Origin of the sequence: Flavobacterium sp. CYK-55, assembly GCF_018413465.1 — a bacterium.
GTDB lineage: Bacteria > Bacteroidota > Bacteroidia > Flavobacteriales > Flavobacteriaceae > Flavobacterium.
The window spans coordinates 1-341 of record NZ_JAHCDK010000045.1; the positions used below are offsets into that span (position 1 = coordinate 1).

The 341-nt window shown below is 44.3% G+C and carries 2 tRNA genes; both read right to left on the bottom strand.

The features are described from left to right. Positions 1 to 51: 51 nt before the first annotated feature. A tRNA-Ala gene (locus tag KIH23_RS13655) sits at positions 52 to 125 on the bottom strand. A gap of 102 nt (positions 126 to 227) precedes the next feature. Continuing rightward, a tRNA-Ile gene (locus KIH23_RS13660) sits at positions 228 to 301 on the bottom strand. Positions 302 to 341 lie beyond the last annotated feature (40 nt).

Below are 341 nucleotides of genomic sequence, written 5' to 3' on the forward strand. Positions count from 1 at the left end.
GCTCCTTCGCTAAAAATGTCTACTAGACATTTTCCTAACGCTTCGGCCCTGTGGAGAATAACGGAGTCGAACCGTTGACCTCCTGCGTGCAAGGCAGGCGCTCTAGCCAGCTGAGCTAATCCCCCAAAGTGTGTTCTGATGCCAGAATCCAGATTTTAGATTGCTGATTTCTAATCTCTTTGGTGAATTCCAACTTCCAGAATTTCCTTCCAAGTAATCAAAAAAAGTAGTCCCGGGCAGACTCGAACTGCCGACCCCTACATTATCAGTGTAGTACTCTAACCAGCTGAGCTACGAGACTCTGTTTGTATTTGATTCCTTATTATATTTTGAATTAACAG